At 74.6% G+C, this 21,091-nt stretch carries 19 protein-coding genes; 9 read left to right on the forward strand and 10 right to left on the reverse strand.

Going from position 1 to position 21,091, the window contains the following annotated elements; all coding sequences use genetic code 11:
- Positions 1-29 precede the first annotated feature (29 nt).
- Both ACYQ8Q_RS03790 and ACYQ8Q_RS03795 read left to right on the forward strand, forming a co-directional pair.
- The gene (locus ACYQ8Q_RS03790) at positions 30-635 is read left to right on the forward strand and encodes an Rv1733c family protein (RefSeq protein WP_460061854.1); all 606 of its coding nucleotides are present in this window, start codon (positions 30-32) and stop codon (positions 633-635) included.
- Between the two features lie 115 nt (positions 636-750).
- Positions 751-3,195: a right-handed parallel beta-helix repeat-containing protein gene (locus ACYQ8Q_RS03795; protein WP_460061857.1), complete on the forward strand. Its 2,445-nt coding sequence runs from the start codon at positions 751-753 to the stop codon at positions 3,193-3,195.
- 6 nt (positions 3,196-3,201) lie between these two features.
- Here ACYQ8Q_RS03795 and ACYQ8Q_RS03800 read toward each other — a convergent pair whose 3' ends face one another.
- Positions 3,202-5,841, reverse strand: a complete 2,640-nt coding sequence (locus ACYQ8Q_RS03800; protein ID WP_460061858.1) for a hypothetical protein — start codon at positions 5,839-5,841, stop codon at positions 3,202-3,204.
- A 263-nt stretch (positions 5,842-6,104) separates the two neighbouring features.
- On the opposite strand from ACYQ8Q_RS03800, the gene ACYQ8Q_RS03805 reads away from it, so the two are divergent.
- Positions 6,105-6,935 (forward strand): DeoR/GlpR family DNA-binding transcription regulator, encoded by an 831-nt coding sequence (locus ACYQ8Q_RS03805; protein WP_055634132.1) that lies wholly within the window; start codon positions 6,105-6,107, stop codon positions 6,933-6,935.
- A 52-nt stretch (positions 6,936-6,987) separates the two neighbouring features.
- A complete protein-coding gene (locus ACYQ8Q_RS03810; protein WP_460061860.1) occupies positions 6,988-7,464 on the forward strand; it encodes an SRPBCC family protein in 477 nt (158 codons plus the stop codon).
- 15 nt (positions 7,465-7,479) lie between these two features.
- Here the strand turns inward: ACYQ8Q_RS03810 and cds1 are convergent, their stop codons facing one another.
- The gene (gene cds1, locus ACYQ8Q_RS03815) at positions 7,480-8,604 is read right to left on the reverse strand and encodes an L-cysteine desulfhydrase Cds1 (protein WP_460061861.1); all 1,125 of its coding nucleotides are present in this window, start codon (positions 8,602-8,604) and stop codon (positions 7,480-7,482) included.
- Between the two features lie 367 nt (positions 8,605-8,971).
- Between cds1 and ACYQ8Q_RS03820 the strand changes: the two genes are divergently transcribed.
- Positions 8,972-9,295, forward strand: coding sequence for a hypothetical protein (locus tag ACYQ8Q_RS03820; protein WP_055634135.1), 324 nt, complete (start codon positions 8,972-8,974; stop codon positions 9,293-9,295).
- A gap of 208 nt (positions 9,296-9,503) precedes the next feature.
- Complete coding sequence (locus ACYQ8Q_RS03825) at positions 9,504-10,043, forward strand: ATP-binding protein (RefSeq protein ID WP_460061863.1); 540 nt, start codon at positions 9,504-9,506, stop codon at positions 10,041-10,043.
- Between the two features lie 41 nt (positions 10,044-10,084).
- On the opposite strand, the gene ACYQ8Q_RS03830 is transcribed toward ACYQ8Q_RS03825, so the two are convergent.
- The 3 genes from ACYQ8Q_RS03830 to ACYQ8Q_RS03840 are packed head-to-tail and all read right to left on the reverse strand — an operon-like array spanning position 10,085 to position 13,670.
- A complete protein-coding gene (locus tag ACYQ8Q_RS03830) occupies positions 10,085-12,646 on the reverse strand; it encodes an ABC transporter permease (protein WP_460061866.1) in 2,562 nt (853 codons plus the stop codon).
- Positions 12,643-13,392, reverse strand: coding sequence for an ABC transporter ATP-binding protein (locus tag ACYQ8Q_RS03835; protein ID WP_460061867.1), 750 nt, complete (start codon positions 13,390-13,392; stop codon positions 12,643-12,645). Before ACYQ8Q_RS03835 ends, ACYQ8Q_RS03830 begins: the two co-directional genes overlap by 4 nt.
- On the reverse strand, positions 13,389-13,670 hold the full coding sequence (locus ACYQ8Q_RS03840; protein ID WP_460061869.1) for an SHOCT domain-containing protein: 282 nt from the start codon (positions 13,668-13,670) through the stop codon (positions 13,389-13,391). Before ACYQ8Q_RS03840 ends, ACYQ8Q_RS03835 begins: the two co-directional genes overlap by 4 nt.
- Positions 13,671-13,945: 275 nt before the next feature.
- Between ACYQ8Q_RS03840 and ACYQ8Q_RS03845 the strand changes: the two genes are divergently transcribed.
- Positions 13,946-14,131, forward strand: a complete 186-nt coding sequence (locus tag ACYQ8Q_RS03845; RefSeq protein ID WP_460061871.1) for a DUF1272 domain-containing protein — start codon at positions 13,946-13,948, stop codon at positions 14,129-14,131.
- Positions 14,132-14,158: 27 nt separating this feature from the next.
- Here ACYQ8Q_RS03845 and ACYQ8Q_RS03850 read toward each other — a convergent pair whose 3' ends face one another.
- Both ACYQ8Q_RS03850 and ACYQ8Q_RS03855 read right to left on the reverse strand, forming a co-directional pair.
- A complete protein-coding gene (locus ACYQ8Q_RS03850; protein WP_460061874.1) occupies positions 14,159-15,049 on the reverse strand; it encodes an NAD(P)-dependent oxidoreductase in 891 nt (296 codons plus the stop codon).
- A gap of 9 nt (positions 15,050-15,058) precedes the next feature.
- Positions 15,059-15,574, reverse strand: a complete 516-nt coding sequence (locus tag ACYQ8Q_RS03855) for an SRPBCC family protein (protein ID WP_460061876.1) — start codon at positions 15,572-15,574, stop codon at positions 15,059-15,061.
- Between the two features lie 138 nt (positions 15,575-15,712).
- Between ACYQ8Q_RS03855 and ACYQ8Q_RS03860 the strand changes: the two genes are divergently transcribed.
- On the forward strand, positions 15,713-16,669 hold the full coding sequence (locus tag ACYQ8Q_RS03860) for a LysR family transcriptional regulator (protein WP_460061878.1): 957 nt from the start codon (positions 15,713-15,715) through the stop codon (positions 16,667-16,669).
- Positions 16,670-16,685: 16 nt separating this feature from the next.
- Here ACYQ8Q_RS03860 and ACYQ8Q_RS03865 read toward each other — a convergent pair whose 3' ends face one another.
- Positions 16,686-18,155, reverse strand: coding sequence for a ketol-acid reductoisomerase (locus tag ACYQ8Q_RS03865; RefSeq protein ID WP_460061881.1), 1,470 nt, complete (start codon positions 18,153-18,155; stop codon positions 16,686-16,688).
- An 83-nt stretch (positions 18,156-18,238) separates the two neighbouring features.
- Between ACYQ8Q_RS03865 and ilvY the strand changes: the two genes are divergently transcribed.
- Positions 18,239-19,093 (forward strand): HTH-type transcriptional activator IlvY, encoded by an 855-nt coding sequence (ilvY, locus tag ACYQ8Q_RS03870; RefSeq protein WP_460061883.1) that lies wholly within the window; start codon positions 18,239-18,241, stop codon positions 19,091-19,093.
- A 13-nt stretch (positions 19,094-19,106) separates the two neighbouring features.
- On the opposite strand, the gene ACYQ8Q_RS03875 is transcribed toward ilvY, so the two are convergent.
- Together ACYQ8Q_RS03875 and ACYQ8Q_RS03880 are read right to left on the reverse strand one after the other, a co-directional pair.
- Positions 19,107-20,351 (reverse strand): ROK family protein, encoded by a 1,245-nt coding sequence (locus ACYQ8Q_RS03875; RefSeq protein WP_460061884.1) that lies wholly within the window; start codon positions 20,349-20,351, stop codon positions 19,107-19,109.
- Between the two features lie 27 nt (positions 20,352-20,378).
- Positions 20,379-21,083 carry an alpha-ketoglutarate-dependent dioxygenase AlkB family protein gene (locus ACYQ8Q_RS03880; protein ID WP_460061885.1) on the reverse strand — a complete coding sequence of 235 codons (705 nt, stop codon included), beginning with the start codon at positions 21,081-21,083 and terminating at the stop codon, positions 20,379-20,381.
- Positions 21,084-21,091: the final 8 nt, after the last annotated feature.

Below are 21,091 nucleotides of genomic sequence, written 5' to 3' on the forward strand. Positions count from 1 at the left end.
ATCACGGAGCGGGAAGGGGGTGCGGGACGGTGCGAGCGATCGGTGGGATCTGGCGCTGGCGGCACAATCCGCTGCGCCGCGGGACGGATCTGGTCGAGGGTTGGGTGGCGCTGTCGGCGCTGCTGCTGATCCTCCTCGTCGCGCCCGTCGTGGGCTCCCTGACCGGCGCGGTCGCCCAGGACTCCCTGCAACAGGCGGTCCGTGAGCAGCGCCAGGCCCGGCACGAGATCACGGCCACCGTCGTGCGCAGGTCGGGCTCCTCGGCGCTGGAGGCCGATCCCGAGGCCGCCTCCGGGCGGGAGGCCCGCAGCCGGGTCGTCGCCGACTGGACCGCCCCGGACGGCACCGACCGGCACGGCACGGTGCTGGCCGCCCTCAAGACCCCCCACCGCGGCGACCACTTCGCGATATGGACGGACGCGCACGGCACGCTCGTGGCCCGTCCGCTGGACTCCGCCACCGCGACGACACACGCGGTGCTGGCCGGATTCGGCGCGGCCCTGCTGACCGCCGGGGCGGTCGAGGGCGGCAGACGGCTGATCGTCTGGCGCATGGTCCGCCGCCGGTACGCCCGCTGGGACCAGGCATGGGACCGGGCGGGCCCGGACTGGGGCCGTACAGGTACCGGTAGCTGACGTCGTTGGGTCAGTGGTCAACTCACCGCCCGCGCGCACGCTACGGTGGTCCGGCCGGATGATGCATGATTCGGCATCAAACCCGCGTACGACGAGGTGGGGGCACATCAACGCCATGGCACAGGGCACGGTCCAGGTGACGCACACCGGCACATCGAGGTGGCGCCGCCGCACGGGTGAGTACGCATCGCTCGCCGCCGCCCTGGAGGCCGCGGCCGAGGGCGATGTCCTCACCATCGCTCCCGGAACCTACCGGGAGAACCTCGTCGTGCAGCGGTCGGTGACCCTGCGCGGCCCCGAGGGCTCGCCCGGCTCCGTACGGATCGCTCCCGTCGACGGGGTGCCACTGACGGTGTGCGCGTCGGCGGTGGTGCAGGATCTGCATGTGGAGGGCCAGGACGCGGCCGCCCCGGCGGTCCTCGTCGAGGAGGGCACGCCCGAGCTGCTGGACCTGCGGATCGTCACACGGTCCGCCGCCGGCATCGAGGTGCGCGGCAACGCCCGTCCCACGGTGCGGCGGTGCACGGTCGACAACCCGGCGGGCATCGGGATCGCCGTGGTCGACGGCGGCGGTGGGGTCTTCGAGGAGTGCGAGGTCGTCGCGGCCGGACAGGCGGGCGTCCTGGTCCGCGGGGGCGCGCACCCCCGTCTCGAGCGCTCCCGGATTCATCACGCCTCCGGCACCGGGGTGAGCGTCACCGGCGACAACTCCGGCCTGGAAGCGGTGGGTTGCGAGATCTACGAGGTCCGGGGCAGCGGGGTGCAGATCACCGCGCGGGCCACCGCCCACCTCACCGACAGCGCCGTGCACCGCACCACCGCCGACGGGGTCACGCTCGACACGGACGCGGTGCTGACACTGGCCGACTGCCGTATCCACGACATCCCGGAGAACGCGATCGACCTCAGATCGCGCTCCGTGCTGACGCTGACGCGCACGACGGTGCGTCAGTTCGGCCGCAACGGGCTGTCGGTGTGGGACCCGGGCACCCGGGTCGACGCCAACCAGTGCGAGATCTTCGACAGCACCGGCGACTACCCGGCCGTATGGGTCAGCGACGGCGCGACCGCCGTCCTCGACTCCTGCCGGGTGCACGACGTGCCGGACGCGCTGTTCGTCCTCGACCGCGGCTCGCGCGCGGACGTCATCGACAGCGATCTGGCGCAGGTGCGCAACACGGCCGTGTCGGTGAGCGACGGCGCGACCGCCCAGCTCGACGACTGCCGGATCCGCGAGGCCGCGACCGGCGCCTGGTTCCGCGACCACGGCAGCGGCGGCACCCTCAACAACTGCACGGTGGACGGCGTCCAAACCGGGGTGATCGTCACCAAGGGCGCCGACCCCACGATCGAGCGCTGCACGGTCACCTCCCCCGCCGAGGCCGGTTTCTACGTCTCCGCCGGGGGCCGGGGCAGCTTCCTGAACTGCCGGGTCACCGACAGCGGGGGCTACGGCTTCCACGTGATAGACGGTTGCCGGGCGACCCTGCGCAGATGCCGCACGGAGCGCTGCGCCCGCGGGGGGTACGAGTTCGCGGAGACCGGGGCCGACGGGGCGCCCGGTGCGGGAGCCGTGGTCGAGGACTGCACCAGCGACGAGAGCGCCGGTCTGCGGACCGCGGCGAGCCGGGAGACGGCCGTGCAGACGACCCCTTCCGCGGTCGGTCTGCTCGGTCCGATCCCCGAGCAGCGGGTGACCGTGCCGGAGCCGCAGACGGCGTCGGCCGAGGCCGGGACGGAGGTGTCGGTGCGGACGTCGATCGACGTGCTGGGCGAACTCGACGCGCTGGTGGGTCTGGAGAGCGTCAAGCGCGAGGTGCGGGCGCTGACCGACATGATCGAGGTGGGCCGGCGCCGGCAGCGGGCGGGCCTGAAGGCGGCCTCGGTCAAGCGCCATCTGGTGTTCACGGGCTCCCCCGGCACCGGCAAGACGACGGTCGCGCGCCTGTACGGCGAGATCCTCGCCGCGCTGGAGGTGCTGGAGAAGGGCCATCTCGTCGAGGTCTCCCGGGTCGACCTCGTCGGCGAGCACATCGGCTCCACCGCCATCCGTACCCAGGAGGCGTTCCAGCGGGCGCACGGCGGGGTGCTGTTCATCGACGAGGCGTACGCGCTGTCGCCGGAGGACGCGGGCCGGGACTTCGGCAAGGAGGCCATCGACACGCTGGTGAAGCTGATGGAGGACCACCGGGACTCCGTGGTGGTGATCGTGGCGGGCTACACGGCCGAGATGGAGCGGTTCCTGACGGTCAACCCCGGGGTGGCGTCCCGTTTCTCACGGACCATCACCTTCGGCGACTACGGCCCGGACGAGCTGCTGCGGATCGTGGAGCAGCAGGCCGAGGAGCACGAGTACCGGCTGGCGCCGGGCAGCGCCGAGGCCCTGCAGAAGTACTTCACCGAGATCCCCAAGGGTGCCGCCTTCGGCAACGGACGTACGGCTCGCCAGACGTTCGAGGCGATGGTGGAGCGGCACGCGAGCCGGGTCGCGCAGCTCGCGGAGCCCAGCACGGACGATCTGACCCTGCTGTTCGTGGAGGACCTGCCCGAGCTGCCCTGACCCCGCTCAGGCGCGCTGCCCGGGCAGGTCCGGGCTCAGCCGGGCCAGCAGGCGGGCGCGTTCCTCCGCGAAGGCCGGGTCCGCCTGGTAGTCGGAGTGGCCGAGGACGGGCGCGGGCAGCGGGTGCTCGGCGGTGCGGCCGTACGCCAGGGGGTCCGCGAGGGGGGCGCGGTCCACCTCGGGGCCGCAGTCGTCGCCGGTCAGGCGCACCGGGCCGCCGATGGGGTCGGTGAGCCGGTACAGGTTGCGCCAGCAGTCGATGTCCCGGTGCAGGGCGGCGAGCGCGGCCGGGCCGAAGTGGGCGGGGAACCAGCGGCCGTAGAGGCGCTCGATCGGGGAGCCGTAGGTCAGCAGGGCGACCCGTCTGCGGTCGGACGGTTTCAGCTGCCAGGCGGCGGCCGCGGCGAGGACGCTGCCCTGGGAGTGCCCGGAGATGACGAGCCGGCCGCCGGTGGCCCGGGTCCAGCCGGTCATCCGCCAGGTGAGGTCGGGCACCGCGCGCTCGGCGTAGCAGGGCGGGGCGAAGGGGTGCGCGGCGCGCGGCCAGAAGGTGCCCACGTCCCAGAGGATGCCGATGGTGCGGCGTGCGGAGGCGTCCTTGTAGGCGCGCCGGCCCCAGGTGACGAACAGGATGAAGCCGAGGCCGATCAGCCAGGAGCCGAGGGCCTGCGCGGCCTGGGCGGCGCCCTGGACGAAGGGGCCGGCCGCCGCCGTCGCCCGGACCGGGGTCTCGCCGCTCGCGAAGGCTCCGACGAGGGCGCCCGCGCCGAGGAGCAGGGTCGAGCCGGCGGTCACGGCGACGAGGAGGGGGGCGCGGTCGGTGAGCGTGGCCATCGACCGGGTACGGGCGATACGGCCGGTACGGGCCGGGTCGCCGGGGTCGGCCCGGTACTCGCGGACCACCGCCGCCCGCTCGGCCCGGGTGAGCAGCCAGGTCCGCCGGCCGAGCAGCCCGCACAGCACCGCCAGGACGACGAGCAGCACGGGGATCACGGACGCCTGCCAGGTCAGCAGCACCGGCGGGCCGTCGATGGAGGTCCCGGTCCCGTCCAGCCAGTCCGAGACCCGCTGGGCCACCCCGCCGGACATCACCCCGCCCAGCGCACAGGCCAGCATCACGACGGCGGGCCCACCCAGCCCCCGCAACGCGGACCGCTCACCGCCCGCCGACCCGGCCCCGGCGGCCGGACCCACCGGATCCGGCCCCACCGCACTCCCGGCCGGGCCGTCCGACGCGCCCGTTTCGCCCGCACGCGGGACACCCGAGGCGAGGCGACCGGCCGGGGGTACGAGGGTACGGGCGGAGTGCGGGACGGGGTGAGCCGGGGATACGGCGAAGTCCGCCGCCGCTCCCCGCGGGGGCACGGCGGAGTCGGTCACCCCTCCCTGCGGCGGTACGCCAGAATCAGCCGCCCCTCCCTGCCGACGCAAGACAGCCTCGGCACCCCCTCCAGGGCCCGCGTCCCTCCCCCGTCCCGTGCCGGCCCTCGGGCCCCGGCGCAAGGCGTGGGCCACGGCTGCCAGGGCGAGGACGAGGGTGCCCTGGGCCACGGCGAGGGCCCCGAAGGTCGTGTCGCCCGCCAGGCGGCCGGAGGAGTGCCAGTCGGGGCGGCTCCAGGCGGCGTAGACGAGGGTGAGGGCGAGGACGGCGAGGGCGGTGAGGGGGAGGCGGTGGACCAGGTGGGCGTCGAGGGTGCGGTCGAGGCGGTGCTCGCTGCGGCCGCGCCGGCACACCACCCAGACCACGGCGAGCGCTCCGGCGGCCAGGGACACCTCCAGCAGCCGGCCGAGCACGTCCAGGACGGCCGGGCCACCGGGGCGGTGGTCCTCGCGGGCCGCCGCCGTACCGACCGCCGCCGCCACCGTGAACAGGCCCGCCGCGCTGTGGGCGGCGCGCAGTCGGGCGACGAGACGGCGGCCGTACCAGAAGCCGGGGCGGCTCAGCGCGGTGTGGGCGGGGCCGCGCTCCGGCTCGGGAGCGCGATCGAGGGGCTCCTGGGACTCGTACGCCCGCCAGGTGCGGTGGGAGAGGTACCAGAGGAGGCCGGTCAGGGCGGTCGGGACCAGGGCCGCGAGGGCGAGGCGGCGGCCCGGCGGGCTCCACCAGCCGCCGTGCGAGCCGCTGGGGGACAGAAAGCGCAGCCAGGAGTGGCGGACGGCGCACGCGCGGGTGCCGGCGCACTGCCAGGCGGTGAGGTCGAGGGCGACCTCGCAGGCCGCCGCGACGAGGAGGACCGTCAGGCTGAGGCCCGCGAGCCGGACGAGCAGGCCGTAGAGGCGGACCCCGCGGGTGCCCTCGCGGGCGGCCGGGCGCATCCAGTGGGCGAGGTTGACCACCATGAACGGCAACAGCAGCAGCCACAGTGCACGGGTGCCGTTGCCGGAGGTCAGGTTGGACCAGACGTACGCCTCCGGGACCGGACGCCCGACGTGATCGCCGGAGGGTGCGTTGGCGTCGGCCGCCGGGGCGTCCGCGTCGGCGTCCTCGGCGCGCCGGTAGACCGCCGCCGTCTCGTCGCCGGTGATCCGCACCGTGCGCGGATCGTTCAGCATCTTCTCGGGCGTGGCGCCACCGACGCCGTGGACCAGGAGTTCCAGGGCCGCTCCGCCCGTCGAAGAACATTCCACCGTTCGCACTTCCCCCATGACACGCCGCTTCCCTGTCCTCGTGCGGGCACAGGATCTCCGCTCCGGAGGGCGTCCACACCCCGGCACACCGAATCTCCCCGATCCGTGCGACACAGGAACATCACAGCCCCTGGCTGGCATGCACGCGTCGGGGTGCTGGCACGGTCGGGGTCCTGTCGTGCGAGGATGGGACGCCCGCGCACCCGGGAAGGGCGAGAATTCTCTCGTCGCAGCAGGTGAGCAGGCCTGTCGAGCCGTTCGAGGAAAGGACCGGAGCGTACGTGAGCGAGAATCAGAACCTCCTCGCGGAGCAGCGCCGCTCCCTGATCCTGGACGAGGTGCGCCGCCGGGGCGGCGTCCGTGTCAACGAGCTGACCCGCAAGCTCGGCGTGTCGGACATGACGGTCCGGCGTGACCTGGACGCGCTGGCCCGGCAGGGTGTGCTGGAGAAGGTGCACGGCGGCGCGGTGCCGGTGGTGGAGGCGAGCACGCACGAGCCCGGCTTCGAGGCGAAGTCGGGACTGGAGCTGACCGCCAAGGAGGACATCGCCCGGGCCGCAGCGGAGCTGGTCGCACCGGGGAGCGCGATCGCGCTGTCGGGCGGTACGACGACCTACGCGCTGGCGCACCAGCTGCTGGAGGTGCCGGACCTGACCGTGGTGACGAACTCGGTGCGGGTGGCCGATGTCTTCCACGTGGCGCAGCGCACCTCGGGTCCCCGGCAGGGCGCGGCGACGGTGGTGCTGACCGGTGGGGTGCGCACCCCGTCGGACTCGCTGGTGGGCCCGGTCGCCGACCAGGCCATCGCGGCGCTCCACTTCGATCTGCTGTTCCTCGGTGTGCACGGGATATCGACCGAGGCGGGGCTGTCCACGCCGAACCTGGCGGAGGCCGAGACCAACCGGCGTCTGGTGCAGTCGGCGCGCCGGGTCGTGGTGGTCGCTGACCACACCAAGTGGGGTGTGGTGGGCCTGAGTTCGTTCGCCGCCCTGGAGCAGGTCGACACCCTGGTCACGGACGCCGGGCTGCCGGGCGCGGCCCGTGCGGAGATCTCCGAGCATCTGCGGCGGCTGGTGGTGGCCGGCGAGAACGGTGCGGGGGAAGACATCTGACGGGGTGACGGCTAGGGTGGCGGGTCCGTCGACCGAGGGGGTCCGTGTCGCCATGGTCCGTCGTCTGCGTGCCGAGGGCCTCGACTTCGTCGGGGCCGCTCCCGTCCGGCTGGGTTTCACCCGTGACCTGTCCGCCGCGCCGGAGCGGGTCTTCCATGCGCTGGCCTCGGACGTCTCGGGCTGGGCCGTGTGGTTCCCGGCGGTCTCCTCGGCCGAGCCTCTCGACGAAGGGGCGGGGCGGGACGTACGGCTGCGGGGCGGCACACGGTTCCGGGAGACGGTCCTCGCGGCGAAGGAGCCGGAGCTGTACGCCTACCGGGTGGACGTCACCAACGCGCCGGGGGTGCGGGCACTGGTCGAGGAGTGGCGGCTCGCGCCGGCCGGGGCAGGGACCCGGGTGCGGTGGACGTTCGCCGCGGACGGGCCCGCGGTGGTGCGGGGTGCGCTGCGGCTGGCGGGGCCGGGGCTCGGACTGTCGTTCCGGGATGCGATGGGCCGGCTGGAACGACGGCTCGCGACGGGGTCGTAGGACGGCCCGCCCGGCTCATTCCGGCCAGACGCCGGTCGCCAGGAGCGACTCGATGGCCGCCGTGTAGGGCGCGATGTCCAGACCTTGTTCGGCCAGCCAGGCGTCGGAGTAGTACTTGTCGAGGTAGCGGTCGCCGGGGTCGCACAGCAGGGTGACCACGCTGCCGCGCCGGCCGTCGGCGACCATCTCGGCGACGATCTTGAGGGCGCTCCACAGCCCGGTGCCCGTGGAGCCGCCCGCCTTGCGGCCGATGGCCTGCTCCAGGGCCCGTACGGCGGCGACGCTGGCCGCGTCCGGGACCTTCATCATGCGGTCGATGGCACCCGGTACGAAGCTCGGCTCCATCCGGGGCCGGCCGATGCCCTCGATGCGGGAGCCGCAGTCGTAGGTGACGTCGGGATCGCCGGTGGTCCAGCCCTCGAAGAAACAGGAGTTCTCGGGGTCGGCGACGCAGATGCGGGTGTCGCGCTGGGTGTAGTGGACGTACCGGGCGATGGTCGCGGAGGTGCCGCCGGTGCCGGCCGTGGCGACGATCCAGGCGGGCTCCGGGAACCGCTCCGACTCCAGCTGACGGAAGACGGATTCGGCGATGTTGTTGTTCCCGCGCCAGTCGGTGGCCCGCTCGGCGTAGGTGAACTGGTCCATGTAGTGGCCGCCGGTGTCCGCCGCGAGGCGGGCCGACTCCTCGTACATGGTGCGCGGGTCGTCGACGAAGTGGCAGCCGCCGCCGTGGAACTCGATGAGGCGGATCTTCTCGGCGCTCGTGGTGCGGGGCATCACGGCGATGAACGGGACGCCGATCAGCTTGGCGAAGTACGCCTCGGACACGGCGGTGGAGCCGCTCGACGCCTCGATCACCGGGCGGTCCGGCCGGATCCAGCCATTGCACAGGCCGTAGAGGAACAGCGAGCGGGCGAGGCGGTGCTTGAGGCTGCCCGTGGGGTGGGTCGACTCGTCCTTGAGGTACAGGTCGACGCCCCAGCCGTCGGGGAGCGGGAAACGGAGCAGGTGGGTGTCGGCCGAGCGGTTGGCGTCCGCCTGGACCTTGCGGACGGCCTCTTTCAGCCAGTCGCGGTAGAAGGCGTCACTGTGGTCGACGTCGAGGGTGGCGCCGGTCCTGGTCTGCTGGGGGGTGGTCACGGCAGGAGCTCCTTACACACATCGCGCCGACGGACGCCCGAAGCGGCCGGCACACCGATCATAAGCACCTTCCGTACCGCTTCTCACCTGCATAAACATACCTTTGGGGGCCTCAAAGGCGGTCCTGGGGAGGCAGGGCGGGCGCACAGGGGGCGCATTCGCGCGAGTGCTCCTGAAGGCCGTGGTCGGCGGGTCGTACGCACTGGTGCTCGACGCCTGGCGCGGGCAGACTGCACCGGGCGGGACGCGGCTCCCGGTCGGGGCGTACGCCCCTGGGCGCGGCGCGGGTCCCGGACGGGGGCGCACACTGGATCACGGAGGCGACGAGTTCGCTCGCGCGAGGACGACCGCAAGGGGGCGGGAAGGCATGGCGGAGCCGGAGTTCACGGCGACGGGCGTGCGGATCGGGAAGAGACTGCGTTCGCTCACCCGGGCCGGGCAGGTCCGGATCAGCGGCGGCAGGCTGGAGCTGCTCACCAGCTACGGAAGTGAGATCGACAGTGCGCCGGTGCAGGCGGTCCGCGCCTCCCGGCCCTGGTTCGCCCCGGAGGACCGGGCGCTGGCGGACCTCAACGGCAACCGGTACCTGCTGACCCTGGGCGAGCACGACCCCGCGCCGGGTGAGCCGGGGCCGCCCGCGGCCCGCCGGTTCATCGAGGCCGTGCGGAAGGCGGCGGGTCACTCCCGCTGAGACGAGGCAGCCGAGCAGCCCCGGGCCGTGCGAGTTGCGCCGCGGGATCCCCTGAGTCACGCTGTTCTCACGTCACTCTGGGTTTACCGGCGATAACGCTGCGAACCAGCCCGCCGGCCACCGCAGCAGGCGGCCGCCTTGCGCAGCAGCTCTGCTCGATCGATCCGAACTCCGTGTTCTTCCGGACCTCAGTCGGGGAGTCGCAGCCGTGATCAGCAACCCAAGCAGGCACTGCACGGTGGAGCTCCAAGCCCTGCCGTCGCGGATCGGCCAGGTCCGCAGAATCGTATCGGCGCAGTTGCGCTACTGGCATCTGGATCCCCTCATAGACCGGGCCGCGCTCGGTGTGACGGAGCTGTTGACCAACGTCCACCTGCATGCCCGGCCCGACAAGACGTGTGTCGTGGAGATGGAGCTGCTGCTGGACCGGCTCACCGTCTCCGTCCGCGACCACGATCCGCGGCTGCCGGTCGCGGCGGAGGTCCCGGAGAGCGGGACCCTGACCACCTGCGGGCGCGGGCTCGCCATGGTGGCCGCGATGAGCGAGAGCTGGGGCGCGCGGCCGGACGGGGAGTCCGGCAAGGTCGTCTGGTTCACGCTGCCCGCGTCGGCCGTCGTGCCGGAGCGGTCGGCGCGTCCGCCGCGCCGTACGCCCCGCGAGCAGGTCGTGTCCCCGTTCCCCGAGGTGGTCGCGGTGGACGTCCACCGGGCCTCCCACGCTCCCGCCCGGTCCGCCGTCGTCGGCTGACCGGGCGGTGACCTGCCCGCACCGGGTGACCTCCCGCGAGGTCATTCGGTGGCGACGGCCCGCAGCACGTCCAGGCGGGCCGCGCGCCGGGCCGGGCGCAGTCCGGCGAGGGCCCCGGCGGCGAGGCCCACGAGGGCGACGACGGCGAGCCGGGCGGGCGGCAGCGCGAAGGCGAACGCGCTGTCGCTCGCCCCGTCGGCGGCCCGCACCAGCACCCAGCCGAGGAAGGTGCCGAGCGCCAGGCCGCCCGCCGTGCCGAAGGCGGCGACCAGGACCGACTCCCAGCGGACCATGGCCCGCAGCTGGGACCGGGTCTGGCCGACGGCCCGCAGCAGACCGAGTTCCCGGGTGCGTTCGTGGAGCGCCAGCGTCAGGGTGTTGGCGATGCCGAGGAGCGCGATCAGGACCGCGAGGGCCAGCAGGGCGTAGACGAGGGTGAGCATCATGTCGATGCCGCCGGCCGACGAGGCCGCGTACGCGTCGCGGGTCTGCACCTCGGGGTTGCCGTAGTGCGCGGCGACCTTCTCGACGGCCGCCCTGCCCCGCGCGCTGCTCACACCGTCCTTGAAGGAGACGGCGATCAGGGTGTCGGCGTCCTGGATGCGGTGCGGGGCCCAGGCGGCGCGGGTGATGACGTAGTCGCCGGCGAGTTCGGACTGCCCGTAGACCGCGCGGACGGTGAAAGTCCGCCGCTCCCCGTCGGTGAAGACGAGCCGGGCCGGGCCGCCGAGGCTCAGGCCCCGGCGGTCGGCTTCGGCGCGGGTGACGGCCAGTCCGTCGGTGCCGAGGGCGCGCAGATCGCCGCGTACGGTGCCGAGGTCGAAGGTGCGGGCCAGGGCCGCCGGGTCGGTCACGGTCAACGCCCGTCCCACGCCGTCGACTTCGGCGACTCCGCGGCCGAGCCCGACGGCGGTGTCGACCTCGGGCAGCGCGTCGATCGCGGGGGCCAGCCCCGGGCTCAGCCCGCTGCCGCCCGCACCGAAGGACGGGGTGCTGACGGCCACGTCGCCCGCGAAGGACCGGGAGACGGTCTGGTCCATGGTGGCCTTCAGCGAGGCCCCGAACACGGTGAACAGCGACACCACGGCCACGCCGATCATCAGGGCGCTCGCGGTGGCCGCCGTCCGCCCGGGACTGCGCAGGGCGTTGCGCCGGGCGAGGCCTCCGGTGACACCGCGCAGCCGGTCCAAGGGGCTGCCGAGGACGCGTACCGCCGTACCGGAGGCGGCGGGGCCGAGGACGACGAAGGCGACGAGCGCGAGGACGGCGCCGAGGCCGGCCGACCAGACGGAGGGGGAGACGAACACGCCGGTCAGGGTCGATGCGAGGGCCAGGACGAGCAGTCCGGCGCCGAGGACGGCACGCGGCCGGGAGGAGCCGGAGGTGTCGACGGCGCTCTCCCGGAGCGCGGCCAGCGGGGCGGTGCGTCCGGCGCGCACGGCGGGCAGCAGCGCCGAGCCCAGACAGACCAGGACGCCGAGGGCGAGGGGGATGCCCAGCGACAGGCCGCTGACCACCAGGTCGCCCTCGGGGAAGGGGAATCCGATGGCCGGGAACAGTGCCTGGAGTCCGGCCGCGATCCCGATGCCGCCGGCCAGTCCGGCCGCGGAGGCGGTCACCGCGACGGCGCCCGCCTCGGTGAGGGTGGCCGCGGCGACCTGGCGACGGGAGGCGCCGAGGGCGCGCAACAGGGCGTTCTCACGCGTGCGCTGGGCGACGACGATGGCGAAGGTGTTGTGGATGGAGAACGTCGCGACGAGCAGGGCGACTCCGGAGAACACCAGCAGGAACGTCGTGAAGACCGTGAGGAACCGGCTGGCGATCATGTCGGTGTTCTCACGCGCCGCCTCCTGCCCGGTGATGGCCTCGACTCCGCGGGGCAGGACGGGAGTCAGCCGGCGGACCAGCTCGGTCTGGCTCACTCCGGGGTCGGCGCGGACCACGATGCGCGTGGCCTCGCCGGGCCGCGCGGTGAGGTACTTCTCGGCGTCGGCCCGGGTCATGCCGGTGAAGGTCACCCGGGCCATGCCGTCCTCGCCGCCGAAGGTGGCGAGCCCGACGATCCTCACCCGCACCGGGTCGGGCGTGCGCAGGACGGTCGTGTCGCCGATCCTCAGGCCGCCCCTCTCGGCGGTACCGCGGTTGACGACGACCTCGCCGGACCGGGCGGGGACGCGGCCCTCGGCGAGCCGGTACGCATTGAGCCGCGGATCGGCGATCCAGTTGCCGGCGAGGGTGGGCGGGCCCTGGCCCCCGATCGGCCTGCCGTCGGCGCCGACGAGCTGGCCCGCGCCCTGGATGTCCGGGGCCGCGGCCGCCACGCCCGGCACCTTCTCCACCGCCGCGACGAGGGAGGTGCCGACCGGCCGCCGTACGCCCTGGCCCTCGCCGGGCGTGGTGATGGCGTCCGCGCCGCGGACGACGGCGTCGGTGCCGGCGGTGGCGCTGCCGAACATCGCGTCGAAGCTCGCGCGCAGGGTGTCGCCCATGACGAGGGTTCCGGCGAGGAAGGCCACACCGAGGAAGACCGCGAGGAAGGTGCCGGCGAACCGCCGCTTGTGGGCGCGCAGGGAGGTGCGGCTGAGACGCAGGGAGGCGTTCATGACGGCACCTCGAAGGCCTTCATGCGGTCCAGGACGCGGTCGGCGGTCGGGGACTGCATCCGGTCGACGAGCCGTCCGTCGGCGAGGAAGACCACCTCGTCGGCGTGGGCGGCGGCCACCGGGTCGTGGGTGACCATGACGACCGTACGGCCGGTGCGGCGCACGGTCCCGGCCAGCAGCCCGAGGACCTCTCCCCCGGTGCGGGAGTCGAGGTTGCCGGTGGGTTCGTCGGCGAAGACGACATCGGGACGGCCGGCGAACGCCCGGGCCACGGCGACCCGTTGCTGCTGCCCGCCGGAGAGCTGCGCGGGCCGGTGGTGCAGCCGGTCGCGCAGTCCGACGGTGTCGACCAGCGCGTCGATCCACCCGGCCTCGCCCGTCGCGCCCGCGAGATCCAGCGGCAGCCGGATGTTCTCCTCGACGGTCAGGGTGGGGACCAGGTTGAACGACTGGAACACGAAGCCGACCCGGTCACGGCGCAGGAGGGTGAGGCGGCGGTCGTCGAGGGTGCCCAGTTCGGTGCCGCCGATCCAGGCGGCGCCGGAGGTGAGCGTGTCCAGGCCCGCCGCGCAGTGCATCAGGGTGGACTTGCCCGAGCCCGACGGGCCCATGATCGCGGTGAAGCGTCCGGCCGGGAAGGACACGCTCACCCCGTCCAGGGCCCGTACGGCGGTGTCGCCGACGCCGTACACCTTCACGGCGTCGGTGACCCGGGCGGCCGTCGTGAGGGCGGTCGCGGTGGTCACAGCGCGCCCCCCTTCCGGCCGAACTGCTCGTCCAGGACGGACAGCCGGCGCCAGTACTCGTCCTCGTCGATCTCGCCCGAGGCGAAGCGCCGGCCGAGGACGGCCAGGGGCGAGTCGCCGGCGGGCCGGTCGACCGGGTGCCACGGGCCGCGCCGGCCGCGCCGGACCGTGCGGCGCAGCAGGGTGACGACACCGGCCACGACGGCCGCCCAGATCAGCGGGAGGAACAGGATCCAGGGGCCGGGGCCGCCGCCGTCCCAGTTCGCCAGGGTGTTCATCTCGGGTCATCTCCTCGGTGGGGTTCCTCGGTGCGCTTCCACGGCGCTGCGATGCCTCGAGAATCCCGCCGGGAGGGGGCCCGGGTCGTCGTGCGGCCGGCGGCAGTGCGGGTACCTCCCGGGGAGTACGCGCCGGGTCCCGGAGCTGCTCCGAGCCGAGTGCGCGGGTGGCCCGATCGTGTCGGTCCCTGTCCCGCCGGGGCGCTGTCGGCCGCCGTACGGTCCGCGAGCATGGCCGGTGACGGAGAGACCCGCGGGTGAGGAGTGGTGCGGTCATGGCCCTGGAGATGCGTGAGCGCTGCGAGCGCTGTACGACGGCCGCTCTGCCGCCCGAGGGGCCGGCGCTGATCTGCTCGTACGAATGCACGTTCTGCGGGCCGTGCGGCGAGGCCCTGCGGGGTGTCTGCCCCAACTGCGGCGGCGAGTTGGTGCCCCGGCCGCGCCGAGCCGCCAAGGTGTGACGGCTCGGGTCGCCGGCCCGGGGCGTTTCAGGCGGACGGCTTCTCGTCGAAGCTCGCGAAGTAGGCCGCCGCCATGTCCTCGTCGGCGTGACCCTGCGCGGCCGCCCGCTCCAGGCGTTCCGCGCTCGCGGCCGCCACGTCGAGGCGGACGCCGCCCGCGCGGCCGGCCTCGACGATCAGCCGGGCGTCCTTGGCCGCGGTGTCCACCGCGAACTGGGGCGGGGAGAGCCGGCCGTCGAGGATCATCGCGGCCTTGGCCCGCAGATAGACCATGTCCAGCGGGCCGCCCTCGATCAGCCCGAAGAACGCGGCCGGGTCGACCTCCAGCGACCGGGCCAGCGCCAGCACCTCGCCCGTCGCGGCGGTCGCGGCGATCACCCAGCTGTTGGCCACCAGCTTCAGCCGGGTGGCGCTGCCCGCGCCGCCGTCCTCGCCGGTCCACACGGTGCGCGCGCCGACCGCGTCGAAGACCGGGGCGACCGCGTCCCGGTGCGCGGCGGGACCGGCCGCGAGGACCGTCAGCTGCCCGGCCTCGGCGGGCTGGCGGGTGCCCAGCACCGGCGCGTCGAAGAAGACGAGCCCGTGCTCCCGGGCGAAGGCGGCCAGGTCGCCGATCGCCTCGATGCCGGCGGTGGTCGACTGCACCCAGGCGGCGCCGGGGCGCAGGGCGGGAGCGGCCGCGCGCAGGACGTCCAGGGCGGCGGGACCGTCGTAGAGCATGGTCAGGACGACGTCCGCGCCCCGGACGGCCTCGGCGGGCGTGTCGGTGACGGTGACGCCGTCGGCGGCCAGCGGCTCGGCCTTGGCGCGGGTGCGGTTCCAGGCGCGGACGGTGTGCCCGGCGCGGACGAGGTTGCGGGCCATGGCGGCGCCCATGATGCCGGTGCCGAGGACACTCACGGTGGTCTTGTCGGTCATGCCGTCAACCTACTGCGACGCGGCGCTCACGAGGCCGTCCAGCCAGGCCTGGTGACCGTTGAGCATCGGGTTGGGCCGCTCCTGCGCGAGCGCCGCGGCGGGCCGGCCGTGCTGGGTCTCCTGGGTGAGGACGCGGACCCGGCCGCCGGGCAGGTCCTCGACCAGCCAGGCGTGCAGGACGTCCAGCCGCTCCTCGGGTCCGCCGTCCTGCTTCGCGGTCCAGGAGAGCCGGCCGGGGACCCCGTCGCCGGGGGCCCAGAACTCGACGACGTGCGCGTCGAGGGGCGGGAAGCCGAAGGTGCCGAAGCGGAAGGCCAGGCCGTCCGTCAGCCGCGGGCCGCCGCCGTGGGGGAAGGAGATGTCGGCGACGTTGTCGTAGGAGCCCTCCCACTCGGAGGTGTCGGTCAGGAAGTGCCAGACCCGGGCGGCCGTGAGGCCCTGGACGATCACCTCGTTGGAGACGAAGTTGTCGCCGGTGCCGGGCAGGTACTGCTCGGGCCAGTCGATCGCGTGCTGCGTGGTCATCGGAGATCCTTGCGGAGTGCGGGTGCCGCCGGTCGGCGACATCCCCGACCCTAGGGAGGACATCCATCGGAAAACCAATAGGCAGATCGAGGTCTGCGATCGGGATGCCGATGTGTCCCTGCGGATAGGCTGGTCCGTATGACGAACCGCACGGCCGACCTCGTCGACACCCCGACCGGGGGCAGCCGACAGCTTCCGGCGCACACCGACCTGAACCTGCTGCGCACCTTCCTGGCCGTGTACCGCTCCGGCTCGTTCACGGCGGCGGCCCCGCAGCTGCGGCTGTCGCAGCCCACGGTGACCGCCCAGATCCGCACGCTGGAGCAGCAGGGCGGGCGTGAGCTGTTCACCCGGCTGCCCCGGGGCGTCGAGCCGACCCCGCTCGCGCACGAGCTGGCGGCGCGGGTGTCGACGCCGCTCGACGCGCTGGCCGCGCTGGAGGCCGGGGGCCCGTCGGCCGGGCGGACCGCGCCGGTGCACCTCGCGGGGCCGTCGGAGCTGCTGTGCGTACGGGTCCTGCCGGCGCTGGCGCCGCTCGTCGCGGGCGGGCTCCGGCTGCGGGTCGCGCAGGGGCTGACCGATCCGCTGCTGGAGGAGCTGCGGACCGGGCGGCACGACCTGGTGATCGCCACCCGCCGGCCGCGCGGCCGGGCGCTGGAGTCGGTGCCGCTGGCCGACGAGGAGTACGTCCTGGTGGCCTCCCCCACCTGGGCGGACCGCGTCGGCGCGGACGCCCGGGCCGGTGACCTGTGCGCCGCGCTGCGGGACGTGCCCCTGATCACCTACGCCGAGGACCTGCCGATCGCCCGCCGCTACTGGCGCACCGTCCTCGGCCGGCAGCTCACGGCGAGCGCGGCGGTCACCGTGCCCAATCTGTACGCGGTGCTGTCCGCGGTCAACGCGGGCGCCGGATACAGCGTCCTGCCGCACTCCCTGTGCCAGGAGCACCTGGACGCGGGCCGTCTCGTCCGGCTGCACGACCCCGAGGAGCCGCCGCTGAACACCCTGTTCCTGGTCCAGCGGCCCGGGGCCGACGCCGACCCGGAGGTGCTGCGGGTCCGCGACCGGCTGCGGGCCGCCGCCTCCGCCTGGTGACCGCCCGCGCGCCGGCTCAGACGACGGAGATGTCCACGGAGGGCCGCAGCCGGGCCGCCGCCGCCAGCGCCTCGTGCGCGGGATGGGTGTCGAAGGCCTTCACCAGCGCGCCGTCCGCCGGGAGTCCGGCGGCGGGGTAGGCGATCTGTTCGTAGGCCGCCTGGAAGCGCGGCCCCCAGCGGCGGGCGCCGAGCCGGGCCGTGCGCGAGCAGTTGTCGACCATGTACGCGACGTCCCGGGCGTGCATGTACGGCAGCAGGGAGTCCACGGCCTCGATGACGGACTCGTTGACGATCTCCGACCAGGGGTGCCCGCGGTCGGCGAACTCGTCGATCTGGGCGATCGTCGTCGCGACGAACACCCCGGCCGTGAACGGCTCGACGGGCAGCGGCCGTTCGCCCCGCCGGGCGTGGACGCGCGGGGCCACGGCCCACATCGGCGCACCGCCGATCCCGCTCATCGGGCGCCGCGCGAGCCGCCGTTCGGCCAGGACGACGCTGCGCAGCTCGGTGCCGTCGGCGACCTCGTCGTAGATCTCGGCGACGAGCTCGCGGGCCGGTGCGTACGTCGCCGTGTACGCGCGGTCGAAGACCTCCCGTCCGGCCGGGTCGAGGTCCTCGCGCACCGCCCGCAGCCCGGACCGGGAGATCGTGCGGGCGATCGGGCCGGTGACGTTCTCGCAGGACTTCTCGTACGCGGTGATCTCGTCGTCGCCCGCGAGCCGGTAACGGCCGTACAGGCTCTCGACGATGGCGTGCACCGCGCCGAGCAGCACGGCCCGTTCGCCGACCACGTCCGAGCGGTACTCGCTGCCGAGGGTGGTGCGGAAGGTGTACGGCGCCCCCAGCGCGACCGACCAGCCGAGCGCGAGGTCTCCCGCCCGGCCGTCGGGGTCGGCATGGACGGCGTGACTGCTGTTGATCCCGGCGCCGTTGGTCTCCACGCCCTGCCGGTAGAGGCGGCGCACGGAGTCACCCATGCCCTTGGGGCAGACGGCGATCACGGCGTGACCGGGCGGGAAGTCGCCGCCGCTCGCACGGAGATGGCCGAGCAGGAAGCCGTGGGACAGGCCGATGACGGCGCCGGGCTTCAGCGCCCGGAAGATCTCCTCGTGGTGGGCGGCGAGCGCGGCGTCGGCGATGAGGAGGATCACCAGGTCGGCCGCGGCGGCCACGGCGAGCCAGTCGCCGAGCGTGCCGTCCGCCTCGGTGAAGCCGTGGGCGCGGGCGTCCTCGGCCGAACGGGAGCCCGGGCGCAGTCCGACGGAGACGACGACGTCCGTGCCGGCGAGGGAGTCGCGCAGGTTGAGGGCCTGTGCCCGGCCCTGCGGCCCCCAGCCGAGCACGCCGATCCGGCGCACTCCGGCGAAGGCCCGCGGCAGCAGCGGGAAGAGGTGCCGGCCGCCGCGCAGGACCGTCTCGGTGCCGCCGGGCACGGCCATCGTCTCCAGGGGGAACACACGGGAGGTGAACGTCGTCGAGGTCATGGTCGAGTTGTAGGCTCCGGGCCGGTGTTGCGACAAGCGCAACTCCTGCAGCGGAGCGTTGCGCGAAGTGAAAGGTCGAGGTCATGCGGGACGACCATCGGGAGCTGCGGCTGTTCCTGCATCTGGCGCAGACGCTGAACTTCGGGCGGACGAGCCTGGACTGTCACGTCAGTCCGGCGACGCTGACCCGGACCGTGCAGCGGCTGGAGGCGGATCTCGGGCACCGGCTGCTGGACCGGGGGCCGCGCGGGGTGGCGCTCACGGCGGAGGGGCACCGGTTCCGCGCCTACGCGGTCCAGGCGCTGGAGTTGTGGCGCGCCTACCGTGAGGAGCACCCTGATCCGGCCGAACTCACCGGCCGACTGGCGGTGTTCGCGACGGTGACCGCCTGTCAGGCGCTGCTGCCGGACCTGTTGGCGCCGCTGCGGGCCGCGCATCCGCAGGTGCGGCTCGATCTGCGGACCGGGGACGCCGCGGCCGCGCTGGCCCGGCTGGACGAGGGCGAGGTCGACGTGGCGGTGGCGGGGATCCCGGCGCGGCTGCCGGAGGCGCTGGTGAGCCGGACGGTGGCGGTCACCGAGCTGGTGTTCGTGACCGCGCGGGAGCGGCCGGACGACGGGCTCGACGGGCCGTTCGTGCTGCCGCAGCGGGGGCTGGTGCGCGAGGCGGCCGACCGCTGGTTCCGGGCGCGCGGCCGCACCCCCGAGGTGGCCGGGGAACCGGACGGCCACGAGGGGCTGCTGGCACTCGTCGCCCTGGGCTGCGGCACCGGCGTGGTGCCCGCGCTGGTCCTGGAGCACAGCGCGGTGCGGGAGCGGCTGGCGGTGGTGCCGGCGGCCGGTCCGCCGCCGGAGCCGTTCCCGATCGGCCTGTGCGTGCGCCGGGCGGATCTGCGCCGCCCGGCGGTGGCGGCGCTGTGGAGCCTCACCGGTGTGTGAGGGAGACCGTGATTCAGGCCGCGCTCAGCGCCCCGAGGGGGTCGTCGAGCACCGGCTGCCAGGCCAGCTCGGCCGCTCCGACCAGGCTGTTGTGGTCGAGGGTGCAGGCGAGGATGGGGACGCCGCCGCTGCGGCCCCACAGGCTGCGGTCGGCGACGACGGCGCGCAGCCGGTCGGGGTCGGCGTCGAGGAGGGTGCGGTGCAGTCCGCCGAGGATGATCCGGTCGGGGTTGAGGATGTTCACCAGGCCCGCGAGTCCGAGGCCGAGCCGGTCGATGAGGGCCTCGGCGGCCGTGCGGACGACCGGGTCGCCGTACTCCTCGCGGATCAGCTCGTTGGCCTGGTGGAGCAGCGAGCCCTCGGGGCCGGGCTCGCGGCCGGCGGTCGTCAGCAGGGCCAGCGGGTCGGCCTCGACGTCGAGGCAGCCGCGGCCGCCGCAGTGGCAGGGGCGACCCTCGGGGTTGACGGTGAGGTGTCCGACTTCCAGGGCGAGTCCCGAACTGCCCGTGTGCAGACGGCCGTCGAGGACGAGCGCGCCGCCGACGCCCCGGTGCCCGGTGGCCACGCACAGCAGGTCGCGGGCGCCACGTCCGGCGCCGTGCCGGTGCTCGGCGAGGGCGGCGAGGTTGACGTCGTTGCCGACGAAGGCGGGGCCGGCGATCCCGGCGGCCCGGACACGCTCGGCGAAGACCTCCCGCACCGGCGCCCCCACCGGCCAGGCCAGGTGCAGGGGGTTGAGTGCCAGTCCCTCCGGTTCGGTGACGGCCGACGGCACGGCGAGCCCGGCGCCCACGCACCGGCGGCCGGTCCGCCGCAGCAGGTCGGCACCGGCGTCCATGGCGGCGCCGAGCACCTTCGCCGGATCGGCGTCCACGGCCTCGCAGCTGGGGGTGGTGGCGACGATCCGGCCGCCGAGGCCGACCAGCGCGGCCCGGAACCCGTCGGCGTGCACCTGGGCGGCCAGGGCGACCGGGCCCTCCTCGGCGAGTTCGAGCCGGTGCGAGGGCCGGCCCTGGGAACCGGCGGCGGCGCCGGGCCGTGCGTCGACCCGGATCAGCCCGAGCGCCTCCAGTTCGGCGGCGACCGCGCCGGCCGTGGCGCGGGTGACGCCGAGTTCCGCGGTGAGCACGGACCGGGTGGGCGCCCGCCCGGTGTGCACGAGCTCCAACGCGGGCCCGAGCGCACCGCGCCCCCGGTCCAACCGCGCCCTCGAGGTGGTTCCTTCCCCCGCCCGCCGGGGGTCCGCGTCGCCGCTCATGAGGGGGAGTCTCCCATGATCCGTTCGTCAGCCGCCGCCGGGGAAGCGGCCGGGTGCGTCGACCGGGTACGGGGGTGCGCCGGTGAAGCCGCTCACCCGCAGGGTGACGTTCAGCCGTCCCGTCAGGCCCAGCCCCGGCGGTGCCGTGCCCGGCAGGACGCGCGGCACTCCGTGGTGGGCGAGCCGGGACGCCCCGCCGAACACGAAGAGATCGCCGCTGCGCAGTTCCACGTCGGTCCAGGGCCGGGTGCGGGTCTCGGTGTTGCCGAAGCGGAAGACACAGGTGTCGCCGAGGCTCAGGGACACCACGGGCGCGTCGGACCGTTCGTCGGCGTCCCGGTGCAGACCCATGCGGGCGTCGCCGTCGTAGAAGTTGATCAGCGCGATGTCGTACGGCGCCGCGGTCGCCGCCCGGGGTCCCAGCGCGTCGGCCACCGCGCGCCGCCCCAGCTCGCCGAGCCAGTCCGGGAACGGCTTCACCGGCGTGCCGTCGCCGTCGACGACCGTGCGGGCGTAGGCGTACGGGTACCAGTGCCAGCCCAGACAGACCTGGCGGGCGGTCATCGTGCCGCCGCCGGGCGTGCGGACCGTGCGCAGGCCGGCCGGGGGTCGCGCCCACACGCGGCAGGCCGCGAGGAGGCCGGCCTGCCGGTCCGCGTCGAGCCAGTCGGGCACGTGCACCGCGCCCGGCGCGATCCGGGCCCGCTCCCGGGGAAACAGCTCGCCGTCCATGCAGCCAT

This window comes from Streptomyces sp. YKOK-I1 (assembly GCF_054660435.1).